General features: G+C 42.8%; 14 protein-coding genes. 5 read left to right on the top strand and 9 right to left on the bottom strand.

What is annotated here, in order from left to right; all coding sequences use genetic code 11:
* Positions 1–23 precede the first annotated feature (23 nt).
* Together IG80_RS13150 and IG80_RS0104875 are read left to right on the top strand one after the other, a co-directional pair.
* Positions 24–1,538: a D-alanyl-D-alanine carboxypeptidase family protein gene (locus IG80_RS13150; protein WP_052046049.1), complete on the top strand. Its 1,515-nt coding sequence runs from the start codon at positions 24–26 to the stop codon at positions 1,536–1,538.
* Between the two features lie 85 nt (positions 1,539–1,623).
* Complete coding sequence (locus IG80_RS0104875) at positions 1,624–2,433, top strand: TIGR00282 family metallophosphoesterase (protein ID WP_032112796.1); 810 nt, start codon at positions 1,624–1,626, stop codon at positions 2,431–2,433.
* Positions 2,434–2,658: 225 nt separating this feature from the next.
* On the opposite strand, the gene IG80_RS0104870 is transcribed toward IG80_RS0104875, so the two are convergent.
* Genes IG80_RS0104870 through pdxH form a run of 3 tightly spaced genes read right to left on the bottom strand, consistent with a single transcriptional unit; the run spans position 2,659 to position 5,456 of the window.
* Positions 2,659–3,972, bottom strand: coding sequence for an RsmB/NOP family class I SAM-dependent RNA methyltransferase (locus IG80_RS0104870; protein ID WP_032112795.1), 1,314 nt, complete (start codon positions 3,970–3,972; stop codon positions 2,659–2,661).
* Between the two features lie 18 nt (positions 3,973–3,990).
* Positions 3,991–4,851: a cation diffusion facilitator family transporter gene (locus tag IG80_RS0104865; protein ID WP_032112794.1), complete on the bottom strand. Its 861-nt coding sequence runs from the start codon at positions 4,849–4,851 to the stop codon at positions 3,991–3,993.
* The gene (gene pdxH / locus IG80_RS0104860; protein ID WP_032112793.1) at positions 4,851–5,456 is read right to left on the bottom strand and encodes a pyridoxamine 5'-phosphate oxidase; all 606 of its coding nucleotides are present in this window, start codon (positions 5,454–5,456) and stop codon (positions 4,851–4,853) included. The genes IG80_RS0104865 and pdxH overlap by 1 nt, the downstream gene beginning before the upstream one ends.
* Before the next feature lie 126 nt (positions 5,457–5,582).
* Between pdxH and IG80_RS0104855 the strand changes: the two genes are divergently transcribed.
* Positions 5,583–7,376 carry a putative bifunctional diguanylate cyclase/phosphodiesterase gene (locus IG80_RS0104855; protein ID WP_032112792.1) on the top strand — a complete coding sequence of 598 codons (1,794 nt, stop codon included), beginning with the start codon at positions 5,583–5,585 and terminating at the stop codon, positions 7,374–7,376.
* Between the two features lie 27 nt (positions 7,377–7,403).
* Here the strand turns inward: IG80_RS0104855 and amaB are convergent, their stop codons facing one another.
* Complete coding sequence (gene amaB, locus IG80_RS0104850; RefSeq protein WP_052046047.1) at positions 7,404–8,945, bottom strand: L-piperidine-6-carboxylate dehydrogenase; 1,542 nt, start codon at positions 8,943–8,945, stop codon at positions 7,404–7,406.
* A 71-nt stretch (positions 8,946–9,016) separates the two neighbouring features.
* The gene (gene zapE, locus IG80_RS0104845; protein WP_032112791.1) at positions 9,017–10,132 is read right to left on the bottom strand and encodes a cell division protein ZapE; all 1,116 of its coding nucleotides are present in this window, start codon (positions 10,130–10,132) and stop codon (positions 9,017–9,019) included.
* Between the two features lie 105 nt (positions 10,133–10,237).
* Here zapE and IG80_RS0104840 point away from each other — a divergent pair, with 105 nt between their 5' ends.
* A complete protein-coding gene (locus tag IG80_RS0104840) occupies positions 10,238–10,930 on the top strand; it encodes a hypothetical protein (protein WP_032112790.1) in 693 nt (230 codons plus the stop codon).
* A 236-nt stretch (positions 10,931–11,166) separates the two neighbouring features.
* On the opposite strand, the gene glmM is transcribed toward IG80_RS0104840, so the two are convergent.
* The 3 genes from glmM to tilS form a co-directional block, all read right to left on the bottom strand.
* Positions 11,167–12,516, bottom strand: a complete 1,350-nt coding sequence (gene glmM / locus IG80_RS0104835) for a phosphoglucosamine mutase (protein WP_032112789.1) — start codon at positions 12,514–12,516, stop codon at positions 11,167–11,169.
* A gap of 16 nt (positions 12,517–12,532) precedes the next feature.
* Entirely contained in the window at positions 12,533–14,413 is a 1,881-nt protein-coding gene (gene ftsH / locus IG80_RS0104830; protein WP_084756151.1) for an ATP-dependent zinc metalloprotease FtsH, read from the bottom strand.
* A gap of 184 nt (positions 14,414–14,597) precedes the next feature.
* Positions 14,598–15,830, bottom strand: coding sequence for a tRNA lysidine(34) synthetase TilS (gene tilS, locus IG80_RS13145; protein ID WP_052046045.1), 1,233 nt, complete (start codon positions 15,828–15,830; stop codon positions 14,598–14,600).
* 44 nt (positions 15,831–15,874) lie between these two features.
* Between tilS and IG80_RS0104820 the strand changes: the two genes are divergently transcribed.
* Complete coding sequence (locus IG80_RS0104820; protein WP_032112788.1) at positions 15,875–18,436, top strand: tetratricopeptide repeat protein; 2,562 nt, start codon at positions 15,875–15,877, stop codon at positions 18,434–18,436.
* Positions 18,437–18,573: 137 nt separating this feature from the next.
* Here IG80_RS0104820 and IG80_RS0104815 read toward each other — a convergent pair whose 3' ends face one another.
* The gene (locus IG80_RS0104815; protein WP_032112787.1) at positions 18,574–19,938 is read right to left on the bottom strand and encodes a M48 family metalloprotease; all 1,365 of its coding nucleotides are present in this window, start codon (positions 19,936–19,938) and stop codon (positions 18,574–18,576) included.
* Positions 19,939–20,134 lie beyond the last annotated feature (196 nt).

Genomic DNA, 20,134 nt, shown 5'->3' with positions numbered 1-20,134 from the left:
AAAACGATTGAGATCTTTGGTTGATGATGCGGCTATTTTATTTATATTTTGTCTCTTGTTGTTTTCTCTTCTTGCCCCCTATTGCCGAGGCGGGGTTAAAGCCACGCCAGATTACCCCCTCCAAAGCTTATATACCAAAGTATTCAGCTATCGTCATGGATGCCGATACAGGCAAGATTTTAGAACAAGCAGATGCGCATGGCATCAGGCATCCAGCCTCACTCACCAAAATGATGACTCTTTATCTGGTCTTTGAGGCATTAAAATCAGGTGACCTCAAACTTACTACGACGATGACAGCGTCACGTAAGGCGTCAAAACAAGCACCTTCTAAATTTGGTTTAGCGCCTGATGAACGGGTGAGCGTCTATCAAGCAATCATGGGTTTAATCACTAAGTCCGCCAATGATGTCGCTGTTGTCTTTGCCGAGCATCTGAGTGAAAGTGAAGGGGCTTTTGCCAGAAAAATGACCCAAAAAGCCCACGCTTTAGGGATGCGAAGTACCGTCTTCAAAAATGCTTCAGGGTTACCACATCCCCACCAGGTAACTTCAGCCTATGATATGGCAGTTTTATCTCGGGCCCTCTATCGTCACTTTCCAGAGCAGTATAAATACTTTAAAAATCAATCGTTTACCCATAAAGGAACAATCCATCGTAACCACAATCATTTGCTTGGCAAATTTCCAGGTCTTGATGGAATTAAAACGGGTTTTATTGTGGCTTCAGGTTTTAATTTGGCTGCCTCAGCCGTCCGCTATGATGCGGCTCAAAGGCCTCACCGGTTAATCACCGTTGTTTTAGGGGGGCCTAATCGGCATTGGCGTGATCGCCGAGTCGCAGAATTATTAGAGACTAATTTTCTGAAAATGGGCCTCTCTGGGAGCTTACCAGGTAGTGCGGTGAAATCGCCAAAAGTAACACCACTTGTGATGCAAACCCCCTTGGATACACCTGAGTTAAATGAGGGCGACATGCAAGAGGACATATTTGCGATCCCCGCGGTTGATCAAGAAGAAGAGGGAGAAGAGGTTGACTCTTCCTCTGCCTTTAACCAATTGCTTGAAATAGCCGCCAGTGAATCTGGTAAAACAACAAAGACACCTCTCCCTGCTGTGAGGGCTTTAACAACTCAGGTAAAGCCAACAACTTTTAATCAATTACTGGAAACAGTCGTCAGTGAATCTGTTGGAGCGACAGGGGCGTCACTCCCGGCTGTAAGGGCCTCGACAACCCAGGTAAAACCAGCAGCTTGGGTTGTACCACCATTTCCTAACAGACCTCTCAAAGTGAAGGAAAAAACCTTCTCCCATTATACCACTGTACAGGTTGGCAGGTATGGCAACGCTAAAGAGGCACGTCGCCATGCCACCCAGGCAAGAAACTTGGTTGGCGTCGGTCAACCACGAGTTGTGAACGTGGCTCAGGGCAAGAAAAAACTTGTTGCGGCTCAAGTAACCGGTCTCAGTGAAATTCAGGCGAAAAATCTTTGCCAAAAACGACACTATAAAAAACAACAATGTCTTCTTATCAAATAATTATTTGCTTTTTAAAGAGTGGGTCACCTATTAATAAAATGTAAGCGGGCTTATTAGGCGAGAAAACAGAAAAAAGAAGAGTTGTATGCGTATTTTATACTGTGGTGACATTGTAGGTCGGTCAGGACGAGAAGCTGTTTTAACGTATTTACCAAAATTGAAAGCAGAATTATCCCTGGATTTCATTATTGCGAATGGTGAAAACTCAGCTCATGGATTTGGCATCACAAAAACAATTTGTCAGGAATTATTTACTGCAGGGGTGGATGTGATTACCAGTGGCAATCATATTTGGGATCAGCGCGAGATTATGAGCTATATCAATCAAGAAAAGCGGCTGCTACGCCCGATTAATTATCCAGCCACGGCACCTGGGAAAGGCTTTGTAATTGCGACCAGTAAATCAGGCAAACAAGTATTGGTTATCAATGCAATGGCCCGTTTATTTATGGATCCCCTTGATGATCCTTTTTCGGCTGTTGACAACGTGTTAAAACAGTATCCTTTAAAGACAGCTGTGACGGCCACAGTTCTCGATTTTCACGGGGAGGCAAGTTCTGAAAAGATGACTATGGGTCACTTTTGTGATGGTCGGGCAAGCCTAGTTGTCGGCAGTCATTCTCATGTCCCCACGGGGGATGCCCAAATTCTCCCTGGTGGCACTGCCTATCAAACCGATGCAGGGATGTGCGGCGACTATAATTCAGTGATTGGCATGGAGAAATCAGCCCCTTTACATCGTTTTACCAAAAAAACTCCAGGTGAGCGACTGACACCAGCCACAGGGCCCGGCACATTTTGTGGGACATTTGTAGAGGTTTCTGAGGCCGGCCTTGCGATTCAAGTCTCTGCTGTCATTAGGGGGCCACGTTTGCGGAATGTGCTACCAGAGTGAAAGTATAGTGAATTAAATCTAATTTTAGGCGTGCTTTTGCCGCCTTAAAAACCTTAAAGAGAGCCAACTATTCGTAGTTTTTAAGCTTTAAAATCTCCTCCAAAACTGCGCTGTAAAATGTATCCTGTTGAACTCTATCCACTATATAAGGTTTTTCTCCAGTCACAATACAGAAGGTATAAAAAATTAAAGGATTGCCTGGCAATCCTTGATTTTCTTTGTTTCTTAATTCCTTTGGCGTTCCATAACACAAACAAAGAAACCATCGACATGATGTTGGTCAGGACGAAGCTGCAACGTGGTTTCTATCGTCGGGCAGGGACCAGGCAATACCTCTTGCCAAACCGTGGTGATTGGCAGCAGAGAAAATTCTGGATGTTGCGCTAAAAACTTGTCAATTTGACTTTGATTTTCTGAACGAAACAACGAACATGTGGAATAAACCAGCCGTCCCCCGGGTTTCACAAGTTTGGCCGCTTTTTCTAGAATACTGGCTTGGATAGCTAGAAGCTCATGGAATCCCGATTCCTGCAGTCGCCATTTTAAGTCCGGATTACGGCGCCAGGTGCCACTGCCAGAGCAAGGGACATCAATTAAGACACGGTCAAATTTACCATGTCCGCGCTTTACCCATTTGGTGGTTGTCTCATTTAACACATGGCATTCAACATTATGAACGCCAGCCCGTTTAAAGCGTTCGCGAGATCTCTGCAGACGCCAATCAACCACATCGGTTGCAATAAGTCTCCCCTGATTCAGCATCAAGGCAGCAATGGCGAGTGTTTTGCCACCTGCGCCGGCACAGTAGTCCCAGACAGATTGACCAGGTTTGGCGGCAACCAAATGGGCGATTAGCTGAGAGCCTTCATCTTGCACTTCAATGCTACCATCTATCCAAAGCGGATGTTTCCCCAATGGGCGGCGATCCGTCAATCGTAAGGCGGTGGGTGAATATTGGCCAGGATGCGCTGTAATTTCCTCTTGCTCAAGCCGCTTTTGAACTGTTAGACGGGTGGTGCTTAAACTATTCACGCGTAAATCAAAAGGCGCTTGTTGATTAAGGGCGGTGAGTAAGCTCAACATGTCATCCCCATAATCGGCTTTAAGCTCTTCCAGTTGCCACCCTTGGATATTATGTTGTTCTGCTTCAGTGAGCTGTGCCACCGAAATTGTTTTTAGCTTTTCAAGACAAGTTTGCTCTTGCTCTGTCAGGAAAGGGGGACCATAGGCATCCCCAGAAAAAAGAGCGGCTATTGACTCTATATCGAGCTGTTGTAAATAGCTAAGGCCAGTGATCATTAATGTACGTCCACTGGTCGTAGGTCTTTTAGGGGGGATGTGCTGCCAAAGAGCGTCAAGAATTATTTTGTGGCGTAACGTTTGATAAACAAGCTCGGCAATGTTCTTGCGATCTTGAGATCCGATGTAACGGCGATTGCGGAAGTAATGAGTGAGAATTGTGTCAGCGGGGATAGATTCTTCTGTTAAAACAGTGTCAATTACCTCAATGGCGGCTTGGATTCGTGCTGATGGTCGCATGGTGTTAATCGTATGTATCTATATTGGGTCGTGGTGAATCATGACATCTGCCTCAGGAAGAGCGTAATGAATATTGACTGAAATTTTCAATCCTTCATCATGGGCTGTTTGCAAGCTTAAGTCTTTGTCCATTTCCACGTGCAGTTGTATGAATATTTTGTTGCCGGAAGACCGGGTGCGCAAATCGTGTACTCCTTTGACATATGGATTTGCCCGGGCAATATCAAGAACTTTCTGGCGTAAATCATCAGAAAGTTCATGATCCATCAAAATATTGAGGGCGCGAACACCGATCCGATAGGAAGTCGCTAAAATATAAATGCCAATGGCAATGCCAATTAAACTATCAAGCCAAACCACTTCAAAATAAGAGGTGATGTTAAGGCCTGCTAAAATAGCCACACAACTTAAAAGGTCAGTTTGATAGTGGAGTGAATCGGCAGCAATGGCCAGGGAGTTGGTTCGCTTGATGACATAACGTTGCAAAATAATTAAAGCAGTGGTCAGCACGATTGCTAAAACCATAATTGAATTACCGATTGCAATATCGCCTAAGGGCTGGGGGCGAATAAGATGATTCGCCGCTTCAATAAACAACCAGATGGCAGACCCTGCGATAAAGGCCGTTTGGGCGAGTCCCCCCAACGCTTCTGCTTTGCCATGACCAAAACGGTGCTCTTCATCCGCTGGTTTGAGGGCTTGCCGGATAACGAAGAAATTAATGATGGAGGCAACAATATCTAATAAAGAATCAATAAGTGAAGCTTGAAGGCTCAATGATCCAGTCTGAGTCCATGCAATAAATTTGGCAACAATTAAAACTGTTGCCGTTAAAATGGCCGAGATAGCGGCGAGTTGTAAGAGATGTTTTTGTTGCATTAAGGGTAAAGCCGCTTATGCTTCCAGCTGTCATTAGTTAGAGTATAGACGATACGATCGTGCAAACGGAAGGGTTGTTCTTGCCAAAATTCAATTAAAGTAGGTTTGACTTTAAATCCTGACCAGTGAATGGGTCGAGGCACTGGATTATCGCCAAATTCAAGGGCATACTTAGCCAGAGATTCTTCAAGCACTGCGCGATTCTCTAATGGTTCAGATTGCTGCGACGCCCATGCCCCAATTTGTGATCCTACAGGGCGCGTCGCGAAATAGGAATCAGCTTCTTCCCTGGAAACTTGTTCGCATACCCCTTCAATCCGCACTTGTTTATGTAACGACTTCCAATAAAAACATAAACCAATATTAGGGTTTTGCTGGATTTCTTTGGCTTTACGACTGTTAAGATTCGTATAAAAAACAAATTGCTCGTCGGTGAGACCTTTTAACAAAACCATACGAACCGAGGGAACACCAGAAGCAGACACTGTTGCTAATGACATTGCATTTGGGTCATTTGTTTCCTCAGAAGCTGCTTCATGGAACCATTCATTAAATAAATCAAAAGGATTTTCAGGGTAATGAACTTTAGACACTCTTATTTCCATTATTATTTCTTTTTCTGTAACCGGATAATAAAGTGGTTTTATCCAAAGAGCAATTAGACTTTTATTAACATTTTAAGTTTTATACTGAAGGTATACCGTATTTTGGGATAGATAGGCTGGATTCTTGTGTTTGATAAACTAAAAATTATTATAACTAGCGAAAACCAAGCATCCCATTTACATTTGCGAGAAATTCTATCGAGTCTCACTCTTGCAAATTTTGATGCGGCTTTATTAACGCGGCCTACCATTCACATTGATTCCGTATTTGATATAGGGGCTGCCGAAAAATTGATTCAAAAAAACGCTTTAGGCCGGATCAAATATCAGTTATTACTCGCGGAAATCAACCAATTTAATTTGCATAATTTACAACAAATCAAGCAAATACAAAAACTTGATCCTGAGCTGTTTACTATTATTGCTTCAGTTTCACCCCAAAGTTGGCGTGAAGTGGTCAAATTTTTAGGTCTTGATAGCCGCGTTCTCTTTATTAAAACCCCTTTTAATTCTGGAGAAACGACTACTTTAATTCGCAATATCATTTATGAGAGATGGCTTAAGTGCTTTTTCGAAAATCATCTTTTTGATCAGTTACAATTAGATCACGAGCAGGAAACAACCTCCATTTTTGATCTAACGGAAACAAGTGTTATTTCAGAGGTAGTCCATTTTGAAGAAAAGCTTAGCCAGATTTTGTCGATGGGATATATCCACCGATCTAATACAGCTCTTGTTTGTATCAGTATTGAGGGGGTGATGTCTGTTAGGGGAGGAGTAGCTGACTATATCACAGCCCATTTGATGAATGATGTTAAAGAGCGACTGCAACAATATATGGCTGAGGGGTGGATTCTTGGGTTTTGGGGTCAAGGTCGTTTTGGTATCATTATTCCAGGCATAAGCGATCACAAAATTTGTGAAAAGCAGCTCCTTGCGCTGAATGAAAAATTAACTGAAATTTATAAAATTTATGGAGATGAATTAATCATTTCTATTTCCATCGGCGTGGCATTTTCCGAGAGTATTGTGACATCAGCGATGGAATTGATAAATCATGCCCAAAATGCTGTTAGAATGACGAGTCCTCAACAGAAAATCCACATTGCTTTTTACAATACATATATCGCAAATAAAAAAATACGCAATTTAATGTTAGAATCAGAATTAAAAAAAGCAATTCAAGAGGATGAATTTGAGATTTTGTTTCAGCCAATTATTAATATTAAGCAAAATCGGGTCGCTGGGGTTGAGGTTCTGGTACGATGGCATCACCCCACTCTTGGATTGCTTTTACCCTATGAATTTTTAAACCTTGCAGAAGAAGCAAATCTTCTCATTGCATTGAATGAGCTTGTGATTAATAAGGCTTTTGCTCAAGTTAAAGCATGGCTATTCTACGGGATCAAGGTGGCTCTTAATATTCCCGTGGAGCATTTACTATCGGAAAATTTTGCTGAAATAATGAATGCTTTATGTCAAAAATATGAAATCCCGATTGAGTCAGTAGAACTTGAAATTACCGAAGAACAAGCACTAGAGCAAAGCTTAGAAGTGATTGAGGTAATTCATAGAATTAAGCACCATGGTTATCAGGTTGTCCTAGATGATTTTGGGGTGGGCTATTCATCGCTCCAATATTTAAGTAATTTTCCAGTAGATAAAATTAAGATTGATCGGTCCTTCTTATTTATCAATTCACCTAAGCAAGTCAATATCGTCAAAGCAATTCTGGCGCTTTGCCAAAAACTGAATATCCGCTCCGTGTGTGAAGGGGTAGAAGAGTATCGTCAATTCGGGTTTTTGGAAAAGACTGATTGCGACGAAATTCAAGGATTTCTTTTCTCCCACCCCCTCCCAGCAGAAAACGTCGAGCCTTTTATTAAAGGTTTTTCCCTGGACAATTTTCTGCTGAGATAGGCCCGGGTGAGGTGCGAAATGTACTTACTAGAGATCAAATTGAATGCCTTGAGCCAAAGGTAAATCGGCTGAGTAGTTAACAGTATTGGTGGCGCGCCGCATATAGTTGTGCCAGGAATCTGTTCCTGATTCGCGACCGCCTCCCGTCTCTTTATCTCCCCCGAAAGCCCCCCCAATTTCAGCACCACTAGGCCCGATGTTGACATTGGCAATGCCGCAATCACTGCCACAAGCAGAAAGGAAGGTTTCCGCCTCTTGGAGTTGTTGCGTAAAAATACAAGAGGAAAGCCCTTGAGGCACCGCGTTGTTAAGCGCGATGGCTCCTTCCAATGTGTCATAGGTGATAACATATAAAATCGGTGCAAAAGTTTCAAAGCACACAATGTCAGAGTGGGTTGGCATCTCCACCAAAGCGGGATGCACATAATAGGCATCTGGATAGGTGATTTCATGGGTTCTGCTTCCCCCAAAAACATTTCCTCCTTCGGCGGTTGCTTGTTGTAAACTTTGTTGCATCCGTTCAAAAGAAGCTTTATCAATCAGGGGGCCGCAGAGAGTGCGTGATTCAAGTGGATTGCCAATATGAATGGTTTCGTAAACCTTTTTAAGCTTAGCTAAGAGCGTCTCTTTCAAGCTTTTGTGGACAATTAAGCGGCGCAGCGTCGTACAGCGTTGGCCAGCGGTGCCCACAGCGCTGAAGGTAATAGCACGTAAGGCCAAATCTAAATCAGCAGAAGGGGTGACAATCATCGCATTATTACCGCCAAGTTCAAGGAGTGACTTGCCAAATCTTTTGGCGACGCGTTGTCCCACATGACGGCCCATTTCTGTGCTACCAGTGGCGCTGACTAAGGCAATTTTGGGTGAATCAATCAGGCAATTAGCAACATCATGTCCACCTTGAATCATTACCGATAAATTTTCAGGAGCTTGACCAAATTTTTCGCAAGCCACCTCAAATAAATGTTCACAAGCAAGGGCAATCAAAGGGGTTTTTTCAGAAGGTTTCCAAACAGTGCTATTACCGCAAATGATGGCTAATGCGAAATTCCAGGCCCAGACTGCAGCGGGAAAGTTAAACGGGGTGATAAGCCCAACAACACCTAAAGGATGCCACGTTTCCATCATTCGATGTTGGGGGCGCTCAGAAGCAATAACTAAACCATAAAGTTGACGTGACAGACCAACCGCAAAGTCACAAATATCAATCATCTCTTGGATTTCGCCTAACCCTTCTTGCAGAATTTTACCACATTCAAGGGTTACCAAGGCCCCTAATGCATGCTTATGTTGACGTAATTCTTCCCCAAATAAACGGATTAATTCCCCGCGTTTGGGGGCAGGCACGCTGCGCCAATTAAGAAAAGCTTCCTGGGCGTGATCGATCGCCTGATCCACCTCTTTTATAGAGTTGATAGCAACCCGTCCAATCACCTCACCTGAAATCGGTGTGCTTACTTTTAAATCACCAGAGGTAAAAGTTGATGGTTTGACGCCCAATTGAGTAAGAATTTCGGCAGTTAATTGAGTATAGTTTTGGAGATTGAGAGGGAGACTACTTGGAGACATACGGGGCGCCTATATTATAAAGGTAAGGTAATGAAAAAATTTTAGAAAAATATTTTGATATTAGCAAGTGCCTAACTCATTTCAATCAAACGGGAAACAGTACGCCCCGAGGGAAGTGGCGGTTCCATATCTGAACTAAAGAGTTTTTCGGGAGTCGTTGCTGCTTGGAGATAAAGGGTTACTTGATTATCATAAAGGCAATCAACGAGCGTGATGAAACGTCGGGCTGGGTTGCGCCTCTCTTTATCAAATTGGGGCACGTTCACAAGAAAAACCTGTCTGTACGTTTGAGCAATTAATTGGTAATCCGCAGAGCCATAAGCTTTTTCGCCAAACTCATCAAAATCTAGCCAAACAGCGGTTTTCGTGGCATAAGGCAATTTTAATACTCGCTGATTGATGGTAAATTGAGCAGGGTGATAGCCCTCTATCTCCGCAATGTCGGCAAATGTTTGCTTGAGTGTTTCAAGATTTAAAGAACCATGGGATCTAGCTTTGTCGACGGTGCGAAAATCAACCTTCTCATCATTATTGAGCTTAAATACCTGAAAGGTAGAGCCAATATAACTGACAAAAGGGTAAAAGCGATCATAATGAAGACCGCCTTGGTAGAGCCTTTCAGGCGGAATATTGGAGGTGAGAAAAATAATCACGCCCGCTTCAGTTAACCCTTTAAACAAACGACCGAGAATCATGGCATCGGCAATTTCAGTGACTTCCAGTTCGTCTAAAAACAGATAATCGTAATGTTGTTTTAAATAAGTAATTGTTTGTTCAATAGGTTGCGATTTATTGCTTTTTCGGTCGACCTTTTGGGCAAAGTTGGCATTGAGCGCATGTATTTTTTGCATGAATTCAGTAAAATGCCAGCGAATCTTGCGGGCTGAGGGTAGTGTACTGGCGGCAATATCCATCAACACTGTTTTACCTCGACCGACAGGACCATACAGATAGATTCCTGTAGCAGTGAATTTGCGCCGCCCCCATAATCGGGTAAAAAACCACTGAGACTGTTTTTCCAGGCGATTCTGATACACGACTGCAATTTTTTTTAAGGTTAGTTGTTGCTCCTGATCCGCATGCCAATGCAATAATTTTGCTTGTTCTTGGTAATGGTCTAGAAAAAGGGTGGAGAGAGGGGTCATAATAACGAGATATCCTTTGTGAATATTTCCATCATAGAGCATCTACTCTTTCACTTAAATTTAATTTTATTTATTTAAAATTATTGAAAAAGAGATTTTAAGTGGTTTATAAATGCGTCACTAGCTTCACTAAAAATGAGAAAATAAATGCATCACTGTCAATTATTCTTTGCCTTATCTTTTTTAATGACAGCGTCAGGGGTGATGGCATCTGGCAACGGGCAAAACTCAACTAAATGGAACATTGGTGCAAGAATTGGCACACTTGGGGTTCAAGGAGAAGTGGGATATCGATTTAATAAAACATTTGGTTTGAGATTTCAGGCCGGGGGGTTTATTCATAATCGGGAAACCTTTGAATTTGGGGGGATAAGCTATCATGATGTTGAGATTAAACCCCAAACCTATAACTTAATTGCTGACTGGTATCTATTAAATGACGCTGGTTTTAAGCTTAGCATTGGGGGTGGCTATAACCGGAGCAAACTCGTTTTGAATCGGGACTTTTCAGGTATTTCTGAAGTTCCTTTTAATGGAAATGTTGTGCCTGGTACTACCATTGGTATTCTTAAGGCTTGTTACCACTTTAGACGATTTACGCCCTATTTCGGGGCTGGGTATGATTCGCGCAATCTATTTGGCAGTAATTTTTCTTTGAGTTTAGATGTCGGTGCTTATGTGCAAGGGAATACCAAAGCAAAAATCTCTGCGACGGGTCCAATCCAATACAATCCTGCCGGTATGGTTAAGCTTAAACAAGGCGCTGAAGAAGTCGTCAACGATACTTGGTGGATTAAGACTTATCCAGTTATATCCGTAGCGGTGCGGTATAATTTTTAGCAGATTCCCAGGTTGCCATCCTAGGCTCTGCGCATCTAAGCCCTTAAAAAGTAGGTCATATTAAAATATCAGCTTTCCAACTACAATTGGTCTCCTTGAAATAGACTATTCCAGATAGAGACATGACACCCGCAGATGGGAAGTCAGAAGTCCTGAGGTTGGATTCACTATATATGCTTGGGTCTTTTAAAACGCCAATAATGATGGTAAATGGATGCGCTAACTTTTGCCTTCTTTTACGAAGCTTTCACAATAACTTGTTCCAAATCATCAATAATTTTTGTTAGAGCAGCTAGGTCGTCCGCTTCCCCCATCAGACGTAAAAGCGGCTCAGTACCCGAAAAACGTACCAACAACCGTCCTTGATTGGTCTCAAGTTTTTGTTTTGCCACCTCAATGGCATTGACAATTGTGGTTTGGTTTAAAAGCTCACGCTCACTTACCCGGACGTTGCGCAATAATTGAGGAACAGAGCTAAAAACCGTGGCAAGCTCACTAAAAGGTTTTTGGCGCTCAATAAAAATACGCAAAATTTGTAAAGCTGAGAGCAATCCATCCCCTGTGGAGCTGTAGTCTGAGAGAATGAGGTGGCCAGATTGTTCACCGCCAAGGGTATAGCCATGTTGCTGCATGGCTTCTATAACATATCGATCTCCAACATCTGTACGGATAAGATTAATGCCACGACCTTTCAAAAAGCGCTCAAAACCTAAATTTGACATTTGAGTCGCCACCACAGTATTATGAGTCAAGAGCCCTTGTTCATGCATGGATTTGGCCAAAATCGCCATGAGATGGTCGCCCGAGACGATAGTACCTTTTTCATCTGCCATAATCAAACGATCGGCATCGCCATCGAGTGAAATGCCCAAATGAGCTTTAGATTTCACAACGGTTTCGGCCATCAATTTGGGAGATGTGGCGCCGCACCCAGCATTGATGTTAGTTCCGTCTGGTTGGGTACCAATGTGTATTAAGGTTGCCCCAAGTTCCCATAAAATTTGGGGTGCCACTTTGTAGGCAGCTCCATTTGCGCAGTCAATGACAATTTTAATGCCATCTAGACGCAGTTGGCGTGGCAAAGTGCTTTTGACAAACTCTACATATCTGCCGCCTGCATCGTCCAGACGACGAACTTTACCAATATCATGGGGAAGGGCTACATCGTACTGACCTTTATTAAGGATAGCCTCTATTTCGAATTCTGTCGCGTCAGAAAGCTTATAACCATCAGGCCCAAAAAACTTAACTCCATTATCTTCAAAGAGGTTGTGCGAAGCAGAAATCATCACGCCTAAATCAGCGCGCATCGAGCGGGTAAGCATAGCCACGCTGGGGGTTGGGATGGGGCCTAATAAGGATACATCCATGCCCATAGCCACAAAGCCAGCAGTGAGCGATGTTTCAATCATGTAGCCGGATAAACGTGTGTCTTTGCCGATAATGGCTGTATGTCTGTGATTTTTGTCACAAAACTTTGCAGCTACCGCCATTGCGACCTGTAACATCATCTCAGGCGTGATTGGGGCTTTATTGGCAAGCCCTCGGATACCATCTGTACCAAAAAGTTGTCGAGTAGATAACATTAAAATAACCTAAAACTTATGCATCAATCGACGTTTCAGGAATGAAAGGTGTCGTTGGGGTTGTTGTTTTTTCAGAGTTTGTGGGTTTTGGAGCAGTTCCTTCTTCTAACAAAACCTTAATTTCATCTCCACTCAAGGTTTCACAATCAAGCAGAGTACCAGCCAGCAAATGGAGTTTATCAAGTTTGTTCGTAAGCATCTCATAGGCTTCTTTGTAGCAAGAATCAAGAATGCTCAATACTTCTGTATCAATAAGTTGGGCTGTGCTTTCAGATATTTGTTTGCGCTGTGTTAAGGCCTGACCGATAAAGACCTCTTGTTGTTGATCGCCATAGCTTTGAAAACCAAGACGTTCACTCATTCCCCACTCAGTAATCATACGTCTGGCAATGTCAGTGGCCATTTTAATGTCAGAAGACGCTCCTGTGGTGATTTTTCCGGTGCCAAAAATTAATTCTTCAGCGATACGCCCCCCCATAGCAACTCGAAGATCAGCCAGTAATTTATCACGTGACATGGAAATCCGATCTCCTTCTGGCAGACGCATCACCATGCCTAAGGCTCTGCCACGGGGGATGATGGTGGCTTTGTGGATAGGGTCGGAATCAGGCGAATAATAGGCAACGAGCGCATGACCAGATTCGTGATAGGCGGTTAGACGTTTTTCCTCTTCGGTCATCGCAAGAGTGCGGCGTTCTGCCCCCATCATGACTTTGTCTTTGGCTTGTTCAAAATCAGACATGGTGACAGCAAGTTTGCCACGACGTGCCGCCATAAGAGCGGCTTCATTGACAAGGTTCATCAGATCTGCTCCTGAAAAGCCGGGAGTGCCTCTGGCAATAACACGGATGTCAACGCCTTGAGCCAAAGGAACACGACGCATGTGAACGGCTAAAATTTTCTCACGTCCATTAATGTCAGGGTTTGGTACAACAACTTGACGGTCAAAACGACCTGGGCGTAACAAGGCAGGGTCAAGTACATCGGGGCGGTTGGTTGCGGCAACAATAATGACACCTTCATTTTCTTCAAATCCGTCCATCTCAACCAAAAGTTGGTTTAAAGTTTGTTCCCGTTCATCGTTACCACCACCAAGACCAGCACCACGGTGACGTCCCACTGCGTCAATTTCATCAATGAAGACAATGCACGGCGCATTCTTTTTGGCTTGTTCAAACATATCTCGGACGCGGCTTGCACCCACACCAACAAACATCTCAACGAAGTCAGAGCCAGAAATGCTAAAGAATGGCACATTTGCTTCCCCAGCAATAGCTCGAGCAAGTAAAGTTTTTCCTGTTCCAGGAGGGCCCACGAGCAAGACACCGCGTGGGATGCGACCTCCCAACCGTTGGAATTTTTGGGGATCTTTTAAAAAGTCGACAATTTCTTCCAATTCATGTTTGGCTTCGTCAATACCAGCGACATCGTCAAAGGTGATTTTGCCCCCTTTTTCACCAATAAGACGTGCCCGTGATTTCCCAAAGCCCATGGCACGATTGCCGCCGGATTGAATCTGGCGTAAGGAAAAAATCGAAAAGCCAATCAGCAATAAAATTGGCAGCCAAGAAAGGAATAAATGCAAGAAAGAAGGAAGTTCCTCTTCTTGCGGTGCTGCTTTAATTTTAACACCTTTATCGATCAAACGAGTCACCAAATTCGGGTCAAAAGGTGCATAAGTGATGAAAGACTGGCCATCACTCATGGCACCAGAAATGTTATTGCCGCGAATCAAAATTTCCTTAACTTTATGCTCATCAACATTTTTAATAAAGTCAGAAAAGACGATGGATGTCCCAGGCGCTTTCGTGGAGGCACCAGGTAACATTTGAAAAACGCCAAACAGAACGATGGCGATTAACCCCCAAATAAGGAAATTACGATTTGAATTATTCACTTTTGATCCTTAACTGCTACGGCGATCTTATCTTTTAGTGTAATCTTAGCATACTTGAGCTTTGCTTGGAACCCTATTTATCTAGGATATCTCACTCTAATTTCCTTGTTCCATTAAAATTTGGCCTTATTTTCGGATAAAAATCTCTGAAAATCATCTTTAAGGAAATTAAGACGGAGAGAACCTAAGGTAGAAGCTTATTTTTGAGCCGTAATTGCCATGAAATGCCCTCGGTTTTGTTATCAAATGAAATGTAATCGCCGTTTTGTTTTATAATCAATGGCAAAGTGCGTCGCACATAACTTGGCACTGCTGCAAGATGAGGATCGTGAGGGACAATGTGGGCGCCTATCAACTCTTCTGGGGCTTTTAATAAGAAGCGATTGTCCCAGTAAACCTCACGCTCCTTAATTTTGACAGAGGAGGGAAGATTACGGGGCTCCCGTACAATCCAAATTTCCCGAGATTTTAAGACAATTAAGCATCCCCCCATTGTCGTGTTTTGTTGAGGATGGATTTTTGTTATGACTCCGCTTAGTTGCTTGCTAGAAAAAGGATATGGGTGACTGCCAATGGCTTGCAGGCAGTGTGATAACACAAGAGTTTGTAAGGCGGGGAGCTGTTGCAAAAAGGCATATCGATCGATTTTGAGATAGCCAAAAGGGGAGAGATGAACAAATTCCGTGAAAAATTCCGTCATGACCTCGGTTGAGATAGTGGCAAACTCTTGGCATTTCTCCGCAGTTTGATTGAACGGAAAAGGGGTAGTTGTCATATTTTCGAGGCGAGGGAGAATACCACGTACTTTGATGCGCTCAAACTTTTGGTTGAGGTTGCTGGGGTCAGTCACCCATGGCTGGTTTTGAGTCCTTAAGTAATCGAGAAGTTCTTGTTTGGAAAAGCCTAATAACGGGCGTAGAATCCGCCCAAAAGGACGGTAACTGCATGCTTGTATGCCTTGTAGGCCGATAGGGCCTGAGCCATGAAGGAGGCGCTGTAGCACCGTTTCAGCTTGGTCATCGGCGTGATGACCGAGGGCTAAATGAAGGATTTGACGCTCAGCACACCAGCGTTCAAGAAGATGGTAGCGCGCAATTCTTGCCTTATTTTGGATATCCGTTGCGGGTTTTTCACTACTCCAGGTAAGGATATGATGCTCAATTCCCTGTTTTGTTAACCAGTCATTAACCTTTAATGCTTCTTCAGTCGAGTCGGGGCGTAATCCATGATCAACTGTTAATGAAATTAATTTGCCGGATTTTTGTGTAATCCATTGATTCATTAGGAGGCACAAAGCCAAACTATCTGACCCTCCTGACGTTGCGACAACAATTATGGGTTCGTTTTCAAAAGGAAAAAATTGCTGTAGGGATTCAGAAAATTTTTTATATACTAAATTGATTGAAGTTCTCGACATCTTGGCAGATAATTTTTATAACTCAACAGTTTGGTAAATGACTTATGATCTTTTCAAAGATTTTACAATGCTTAATTTATTTTGGACTCATTTTATATCCACTATCACAGGCAGGGGCAAAACCACAAGCTGAATCCAAGTCAACGTCTTCTACGCCGGACAAAAAGCGTGAAAAACCGACTAAAAAAGCGAAGGTGGGCGCCGCTGAACTCAATGTAACCGCAGCAACTGCAAAGGATAATATTGAAGAGAAAATCAAAGCGCAGTTGAAAGATTTAAATGTTTTACAGCCAAAAGGGTCAGCAAAATCAGTTGATCTGGCGCCCCTGCCTCGCCAACTAGCAAAGGTTGAGCTTAGTAAAAAACACAGAAGCTTAGCTGTTGATATAACTCCTGACAAGGAAATTGGGAGTGTTGCTGTTTTTGCCCAAGGCAGCATTTGGTATCTCGTTTTAGGGGGAGTGACGGATATTGACATTCCCTCATTTGATGTAAATATGATTCCTGGTTTAGTGGGGATCGACTCTTTAAAATCTGAGACTGGTGAAGCCATTCTCAAAATTGTTTTTAAATCCCGACAGACGCCAACGGTGACACAAACATCAAAAGGAGTCTCCATTGACTTCCAGCATAAGTATCAGACAATCAATTGTAATGACCTAATTCAATTACCTCAAAAACCTCAAGATCCTTATTGCATTCGCGTCCGATTTTCTGGGAATGTAGTGGAGTTTGAGGACCCAGCAACTCACCATAGCTTTTGGGTACTGACATCAGAAAAGCCGTTCCGTGCAATAAATGAATATAGCTATCCAGAATTTACTTTGCTGCCTTCAGAAATGGGTGTCGCAATTGATAAAATCAGTGAGGATTTAGAGATCGATTATCATCGCCGGAAAGTATCGATTAGTTTGGAAAATGGATTGTCCGTATCTCCTCGATTTCCGATAGAATCAGGAATAACTGCTCAGTCTATTTTTGGCGAATTTAGTTCACAAAAAGCGCCAGACCGTATTATTGCGCTGAATCGGTTGACAAGTCATGCCAGCAATCAAGTTTTGCAGAAAAACATTGAATTGATTTGGCAATACTTAGGTTTAGGTAAGGTGCCAGAAGCATTAAATTTGGTGAATTTGTTGCATGAAAGCTATCCTGACATTGTTTTAATGCCAACCTTTAGAGCTCTTGATGGCCTTACACAGCTCCTTGTTAATCGGAGTTCTAAAGCCGTAGAGCTTTTAGATGTTTTGTCTTATGATCCCGAACCAAAGTTTTGGTATCGCCTAGCTGCAGCTTCCAAAAATGAATTTATCGACACTGATAGTTTGCATAATTTGATAAACTATAAAGCTCATTTCCAATTGTTACCTACCGCTTTACAAGCACGGGTTCAAGGATTGATTTTACAGACAGCTGTATTGCATAAAGATAATACTGTGCTTGAGACGTTTTCGGATAAGAAATTTTATCCAGATGATATTTTTGGCCAACAACTATTTAAGTTAGCACAGGCTATTATCATGCTAAATGATAAGCAAAAAAACAGGGCAATTAAACAATTAAAGGCTTTATCCCAAAACCTAGTGTCGCAGCGTGTTGCCACCTTGGCTGCTTTTGAATTATTAAAAGTTGAGGAACAGGAAAAAACAGTTAAACCGGAAGAGATACTGGCAACTCTCAATCGACTGCGTTTTAGCTGGCGCGGTGATTTCCTCGAATATTACATTTCTAAGCATTATGTTAAGCAATTAGAAGAGCAAAAGCAGTATGCCAAGGCATTACCGGTTTTACGCAGCTTGATTAAATATTTTCCCGAACAAGCCCATCGTGATAAACTTCCTGAGCTCATGCAAAAAAATCTTCTCGATTTTTTTGACAAGAAACCGGCCCCTTCTCTCATGGAATCTTTATCTATTTTTCAAGAGTATGGGGATCTTGCGCCTAACAATGAACAAGGTGATCACATTATCCTAAAAGCAACAGGAGAACTTGTTAAACTTGATTTGTATCAAGATGCTTTGGATATTTTGAAAAAGTATCTTGATAAAAAGCTCCAAGATAAAACAGTCAGTCCTGACCGTAAGAAGCTGTTTTTATACAAGATTGCGGCTATAGAATTGCTGGCAAAAGATCCTCAAGAGTGTTTAAGGACGTTGGGTGGGATTAAGGATCCTTCTAAAGATATTATTGATGATGTGGCTTTGCTAAAGGCTGAAGCTTTGAAGCAAAACGGGCAGATTGATGCAGCGATCAGTTCCCTTGGGGAGACACCACTTCAAATTGAAAAGAAGGGCGAACTTTATTTTACCAAGCAAAATTGGGTTGAGTCAGCCACTAAATACCAAAATGCATTTGAGTTATTCCCTGAAACCGATAAGGAAAATCGTAGTAAATGCATTTTTAACCTTGCTCTTTGCTATGCTCTCAGTAACAACAAAGATAAATTGAATGACTTGAAAGAGACCTACCGGCAATTGATGGATGAGTCAAAATATAAAGAAATGTTCAATTTCCTCATTTCAGATACAGCTTTTAGTGGCGCGCTAACTTCAACAGAATTTAGCAAAATTGACAACTTTGCCGATAATTTGAAAAAAGTTTTTTAGCAAAGCAACGAAAGGAAAATCTGCTTAGACGCGCGTCTGAGAGCCGAGGCAAGATCGTCATGGATATCCCTAACAACCTATAACGATACCGGTTTCTGCTTTGTATCTGAGGCTGTCTTGATCTCAGATGAACGAGCCTATTTTTGGCTAAATAAAATATCATTTGCGCGCGTAAAACCAGGGCCCGATTTTAAGGCTGCTTTGGCACGACTCGCGTGAGTTTTTGCCATTTTATCATCGCCTTTCGCAAGGGCTTCTTCAGCAAGGGCGAGAGATGCTTGTCCTTCTTCATTTAGTTTGCCATGGGCAATGGCTAGAAGCCGCCAGGCAAAAGGGTTGTCTGGATCTTGCTGTGTCACGGGAATAAGGAGCTTTTTTGCTTGATTAGGAGCATCGGCTTGCTTGCTTTCCAGCAAGGCATGAGCCAAAATAATCTTGATATAGCGAGCGTTTGGCCGCTTTTGCACAGCCATTTCCAGCGATTTAATTGCCTCTAGATGCTTGCCAGCATCAAACTGGATTTGCCCTTTAAGTTCATAGAGATAGGGATCATTCGGCCGTGTATCAATCAGCGACTCAAGTCGGGCAATGGCTTCTGGCATTTTACCTATACGATAGAGTGCAATTGCTTTGGCGTAAGTACGATCGTCTTCTGAGAAATGTTTCAAAATGTCGGCAGAGTTATTTAAAATTTTTTGAGGCGATTCAAAAAAACCAATCACTTTGGCACGAATCCGTTGGAATTCGGCTTCAATAGGGGGTGGAATCATACCGGCGTTAGATCTGGCATGCATATGTTCTTCAACGCTTTTAATACGATCAGTTGTGAGAGGGTGGGTGACGGAATAGGGGTCAATCCCTCTTGAAATCATTTGGGTGCGTTTTTCTATAACTTGAAAGAAGTCAAGTAACCCTTGGGATCCCCACCCAAGACGATCTAGATAAGCCATTGCTGCTTGATCAGCGGATGATTCTTGCGTGCGGGTGAATTTTAACATGCCCCGATTAAAGAGATGTTCACCACTGCTAAGACCGGCAATGAGGGGAGCTGGATTGCCGGTGGCAAGAGCAGCGGCACCGCCTAAAAGAAGAGCAGCGGCGGCAGGTAACATAGCCCCTTGCGCGGCTTGATCCATGCGGGCAATATGGCCACCAGCAATGTGACCAACTTCGTGCGCAAGAACCCCTAAAAGCTCCGCTGCAGTATCACAGGATTGGATTAAACCGGTATGAATCAAAATTTGCCCACCCGTGGACGCAGCGGCATTTAATTCAGGATTAACTACCAAATAAATGTGGGGCTGATATTGTTTGAGACCGGCAACTTTGAAGAGCTGTTCAATCCAGTTGGTAAGGGCGCTATTAATTTCCTCATCAATAATCACCGAACCGACTTTAAAGTCAGGAATCGCCCAACAGGGAGTGGAAATCAATAAAAATCCGACAAGTATGCCCAAAACACTTGGAGAAATCGGCTTTTTCAAGCGCTGTGAGTATAACATTTGCTTTAATGTGCCTATCACTCTGGTAAATCCTTTGGGCTATAGCATGCATTAAAATAATTATAGCAAATTTTACAGTAGATATAAATGCAGGAGATAAATCAAGTTTACTTTGGGTGAAATATTCTCTAGTATGCCGGTCACACAAGAAGAATAAAAAATCAATTTTAATTTCTTTCACTGATCGGATTTGATG

The organism is Candidatus Paracaedibacter symbiosus (assembly GCF_000757605.1).
Lineage (GTDB): Bacteria > Pseudomonadota > Alphaproteobacteria > Paracaedibacterales > Paracaedibacteraceae > Paracaedibacter_A > Paracaedibacter_A symbiosus.
This window is presented reverse-complemented; position numbering and strand designations above follow the sequence as displayed.

Bases quoted from the DNA above. Each gene is read 5' to 3' on its own strand.
- IG80_RS13150 (WP_052046049.1), top strand. From the start codon at position 24: ATGATGCGGCTATTTTATTTATATTTTGTCTCTTGTTGTTTTCTCTTC.
- IG80_RS0104875 (WP_032112796.1), top strand. From the start codon at position 1,624: ATGCGTATTTTATACTGTGGTGACATTGTAGGTCGGTCAGGACGAGAA.
- IG80_RS0104870 (WP_032112795.1), bottom strand. From the start codon at position 3,972: ATGCGACCATCAGCACGAATCCAAGCCGCCATTGAGGTAATTGACACT.
- IG80_RS0104865 (WP_032112794.1), bottom strand. From the start codon at position 4,851: ATGCAACAAAAACATCTCTTACAACTCGCCGCTATCTCGGCCATTTTA.
- pdxH (WP_032112793.1), bottom strand. From the start codon at position 5,456: ATGGAAATAAGAGTGTCTAAAGTTCATTACCCTGAAAATCCTTTTGAT.
- amaB (WP_052046047.1), bottom strand. From the start codon at position 8,945: ATGTCTCCAAGTAGTCTCCCTCTCAATCTCCAAAACTATACTCAATTA.
- zapE (WP_032112791.1), bottom strand. From the start codon at position 10,132: ATGCTCTATGATGGAAATATTCACAAAGGATATCTCGTTATTATGACC.
- IG80_RS0104840 (WP_032112790.1), top strand. From the start codon at position 10,238: ATGCATCACTGTCAATTATTCTTTGCCTTATCTTTTTTAATGACAGCG.
- glmM (WP_032112789.1), bottom strand. From the start codon at position 12,516: ATGTTATCTACTCGACAACTTTTTGGTACAGATGGTATCCGAGGGCTT.
- tilS (WP_052046045.1), bottom strand. From the start codon at position 15,830: ATGTCGAGAACTTCAATCAATTTAGTATATAAAAAATTTTCTGAATCC.
- IG80_RS0104820 (WP_032112788.1), top strand. From the start codon at position 15,875: ATGATCTTTTCAAAGATTTTACAATGCTTAATTTATTTTGGACTCATT.
- IG80_RS0104815 (WP_032112787.1), bottom strand. From the start codon at position 19,938: ATGTTATACTCACAGCGCTTGAAAAAGCCGATTTCTCCAAGTGTTTTG.